This is a genomic window from Candidatus Methylacidithermus pantelleriae, from assembly GCF_905250085.1.
GTDB lineage: Bacteria > Verrucomicrobiota > Verrucomicrobiia > Methylacidiphilales > Methylacidiphilaceae > Methylacidithermus > Methylacidithermus pantelleriae.
On the sequence record NZ_CAJNOB010000060.1, the window covers coordinates 1 to 3,210 of the forward strand.

General features: G+C 56.0%; 5 protein-coding genes and 1 pseudogene. 4 read left to right on the forward strand and 2 right to left on the reverse strand.

All coding sequences use genetic code 11. The features are described from left to right. Positions 1-425: pseudogene (locus KK925_RS09875) on the forward strand (hypothetical protein); the annotation flags it as partial. 434 nt (positions 426-859) lie between these two features. Here KK925_RS09875 and KK925_RS09880 read toward each other — a convergent pair. Further along, on the reverse strand, positions 860-1,063 hold the full coding sequence (locus KK925_RS09880) for a hypothetical protein (RefSeq protein WP_214096485.1): 204 nt from the start codon (positions 1,061-1,063) through the stop codon (positions 860-862). A gap of 372 nt (positions 1,064-1,435) precedes the next feature. After that, positions 1,436-1,867 carry a hypothetical protein gene (locus KK925_RS09885; protein WP_174583573.1) on the reverse strand — a complete coding sequence of 144 codons (432 nt, stop codon included), beginning with the start codon at positions 1,865-1,867 and terminating at the stop codon, positions 1,436-1,438. A 169-nt stretch (positions 1,868-2,036) separates the two neighbouring features. On the opposite strand from KK925_RS09885, the gene KK925_RS09890 reads away from it, so the two are divergent. The 3 genes from KK925_RS09890 (at position 2,037) to KK925_RS09895 (ending at position 3,142) form a co-directional block, all read left to right on the forward strand. Beyond that, positions 2,037-2,210 (forward strand): hypothetical protein, encoded by a 174-nt coding sequence (locus tag KK925_RS09890; RefSeq protein ID WP_174583574.1) that lies wholly within the window; start codon positions 2,037-2,039, stop codon positions 2,208-2,210. Positions 2,211-2,355: 145 nt separating this feature from the next. Beyond that, positions 2,356-2,481, forward strand: a complete 126-nt coding sequence (locus KK925_RS11325; protein ID WP_268905651.1) for a hypothetical protein — start codon at positions 2,356-2,358, stop codon at positions 2,479-2,481. A gap of 313 nt (positions 2,482-2,794) precedes the next feature. Continuing rightward, the gene (locus KK925_RS09895; RefSeq protein WP_174583575.1) at positions 2,795-3,142 is read left to right on the forward strand and encodes a hypothetical protein; all 348 of its coding nucleotides are present in this window, start codon (positions 2,795-2,797) and stop codon (positions 3,140-3,142) included. The last annotated feature ends 68 nt before the right edge of the window (positions 3,143-3,210 follow it).

A 3,210-nucleotide genomic window follows, 5' to 3' on the forward strand; every position in this document is an offset into this window, starting at 1 on the left:
CGGTTGAGCGGGTGCCGCGATGGCTGCGCAAGCTCTACGCGCAACTGCGCCTGCCGCTAGGCGAGAAGAAGACCAAAGTGAGAGGCATTGTCTTCGGCTGCACATTTCCTTGGCCACAACTTCCGCCGGTCGTCAGGTCGGATGGTTTAGATTGCGATCACTTCCGAGGCGATTGGCACGTTCCAGGAGCGACTCTCAACCCTTACGAAACGGGTCGGCAGGCGGAGCATTTTCTAGCTCGCGGACTAGATGCGGCCTGCCTGCCGGGGCACGAAGGCATACTCCCACTTGGCGTAAGCCCCCGCAGACCTTCCAGAATGGAAACTCAAGGACGCGTTGCCGCCTTCTTGGGCTATTCAGCCCAAACACTCGCAAAGCGTCGGCAGCACTGTTTGGCCGGCGTGCCGGACGATCTTCGCTGGTAGGGGAATGGTTGTCTATGGTTTTAGGAATGGTTTCTGGGTATTCCGACTTGTAAACCTCCCCATGGCTAAAGCTATGGGCTTGCGCGGTGCTTTTCGCGGTCAAAAAAGCGTTTTTTTAACCCCTCCGTCAGCCTCTTGCGCATGAGACGCATCAAGCACTCAAAAAAATCCCAACCGCTGTTCAAGAGTCCGTTTTTCAAGAGTTGATGCTGCGCTCGCCCAGGGGTCTTCGCCAGCGACCTCGCGGAACAGGCGACAAGGGCTTTCCCAATCTGGCTTTTCTTGAAAGCGGGAACTTCGGCATTCCTTCGGTGGTTGCCTTTTGGCGTAAAATCCATCGGGTGGGTGACATTCTGGTAAGCACCCCTTAGACGGAAGGAAAAAACGTAGCGCAGTGTAAAAGATCAAGGGATTGGACTTCGCTTGCCGATGTACTAATATCCCTCCCGTTTTTCGAAAAGAATCGGCTTTCCTCCGGAAAGGTGGTTGGGATCCACTATTTCCTTTCCCTTGCGCAATAGGATGGCGTAGGTGGTCCCTTCGGATCCCACTACAATCCTACTGCCCTCCACCCGATAACGGGCCTCCCAGGATGTAGCTCGTATCCCACCTGATACGGAGCGCGATTGAAGGTTCATGAAAGCCCTCCCGTCGGGGGTAAGGACCAATTCGGCGGAGACGTCAGACCCGTCTAAGTCTTTCCAATGACCAAGGTATCGACCCGGCAACGACGGGGAGGTACATGCACAAGCGAAGAAAACAAGGACGCTAATGAGCAAGGTCAAGCATACCCTTGGTTTTGGGCTTTCCATTGTCACCGCACCTATATCCTAGCAGCAAAAACTCGCTTGACCTTTTTTTCGAGCTGGCCTCGCTGAGGCCAAGGGGAAAGCCTTGAGCGCGTGCTCTTAACAGCTAATCCCCTTGGCCTCAAGCGCGGACGGTAACCGAACCCACGGGAGGTCTTGCCTTGGCGAAACGGAGAAGAGACCCCCTGCCAGGTTGAACGGCTAGGAGCGCATGTCGTGGCACTGTGCTGGAGAAAGGCTCCCATTGGGACAAACCATCGTGGGCCTTACAGTTTTAGCGGAGCCGTTTCTTCTCCACTCTATCTGACATCCTCCCAGCTTGCTCTGCCACAGGGCAGTAGAACGTTCCTGCACTATCCGTCCTTTGCTATCCCAGGAAACCCGAACCGATTGGCTTACCTCCGTCATGTGGGGACAGGAGATTGCCCGGTTGATGGGTGCTGCCAGAAGGTTTTGCTCGGGTTGTGGGGTCGCAGCACCCACGGACAATCGGATTCCCTTGGTGGTCATTTGCCAACCGGCCCGAAGGTCACTCTGGGGAGAAGCCCAGCTGATAAAAGGACCCAAAAGCCAAGCTACGGCTATGGGTACCCATAGAAGTAAGTAATCCCTTTTGAGTGATGGATGCTTCATGCGGTGGACCTCCTTTCTTCGAGTTTTCGGCGCAGCCCACGATGTACCTCCCATAACATTAAACCCTCGCCGGAAGAAAATCCCTCCTAAAAAGGCGTTGCCGCGTTGACGGCTCCTTTGAGTCGTCAGCCGCTGAGCCAAGTACTGCAGGGACAGAAACCTTGTGCCAATGAGGGAGAGGCTTTTGTCCATTTACGAGGAAAACGGCCTACTGGGGCCGGTTCGATCGACCGGGTTACAAGCTTTTGGCAAAAGAGTGCCTTGGTACACAGGGCTTTTGTTGGGGAAACTTCCCTTGTCACAGAAACACTGCAGTTGGGAAGCCACGGGCCTTATCTCGTGAAGAAAGTCTGCCCACTTCCGTCTGGGGGTTGCCAATAGCTCAATATGGGGGACATAGGGTCAAATAAGGCTGTTCATGGCAGTATCGAATGAACTAGAGTGCATAAGCCAATCGGTAGGGCGTTTGCTGCAGGACGGCTTGGCGGATGTGGAAGGAGGGGCATTTGCCCGTTCCCGCAGGAGAGTTGCCGACCGGAACGGTAATCGACCATGCGGAGGCAGCACCCCCTGATGGGGCTGCCCTCTACGCGCGGGTGTGCAAGCGCCGATGAACCAGCGGATTGAAAGAGGCAGTTGGCTTGGGTTCTCCGAGTTTCCTCTTTAGGAAACCGTTGAGGATCGTTCAGGCCGTCAAGGAGGTTGGCTGCGGGAGGAACGGCCATCGCTGAGGGCTCATGGGACTCTTTGTGATCCGAAGGTTGGCATTATAATGGTCGAGTAGCGCGACCGGCTGATGCGTTTCGGTTTCGAGTAGCTGCAAGAGCTGGAAGGAGTATTGGGTACGCAGAGTCGATCGATCCTCGTGGGGGATCCCAATGAGATGACCGATGATATCGTGCGCGCTCTGATTCCCTGTTTTCCCCTATGAGACCGCGGTTGCGGGTGACGCCCGAGCAGGGGGCGCTGCTTGACAGCTATCCGGCGCTTTGCGGGCGGGTGGAGGGGGGTTTTTGCGGGCTGCGGGCTCGTGTTTCGCTAAAGCTTAAGCGACCCTTTCTGCCCGCGGTTTGGCCTGACCGCCAGAGAGTTTCATGCCTTCCGGATCGCAAGCTCGATGGAAAGATCGCTCTGGTCGGCGAAAAGCGGCTCCAGCTAATTGAGGAAGCTATAGAGCGGATCTGGCAAAGGGAAAAGGTGATCCGCAAGCCCCAGCAAAAGATGCCGGGATCGAACGGTTTGCAACAAAAAAGCGCCGGCTGGCCATCCTCCTGACCAAGCTTGACGCGTTGCTGGCCGAAGAGAAAGTCCCGAGTGGGTGCGCCGCTCTTTCGGGTTTGCAC

Coding starts and splice junctions, on each gene's coding strand:
- KK925_RS09890 (WP_174583574.1), top strand. CDS start 2,037: ATGAGGGAGAGGCTTTTGTCCATTTACGAGGAAAACGGCCTACTGGGG.
- KK925_RS09885 (WP_174583573.1), bottom strand. CDS start 1,867: ATGAAGCATCCATCACTCAAAAGGGATTACTTACTTCTATGGGTACCC.
- KK925_RS09880 (WP_214096485.1), bottom strand. CDS start 1,063: ATGAACCTTCAATCGCGCTCCGTATCAGGTGGGATACGAGCTACATCC.
- KK925_RS11325 (WP_268905651.1), top strand. CDS start 2,356: ATGTGGAAGGAGGGGCATTTGCCCGTTCCCGCAGGAGAGTTGCCGACC.
- KK925_RS09895 (WP_174583575.1), top strand. CDS start 2,795: ATGAGACCGCGGTTGCGGGTGACGCCCGAGCAGGGGGCGCTGCTTGAC.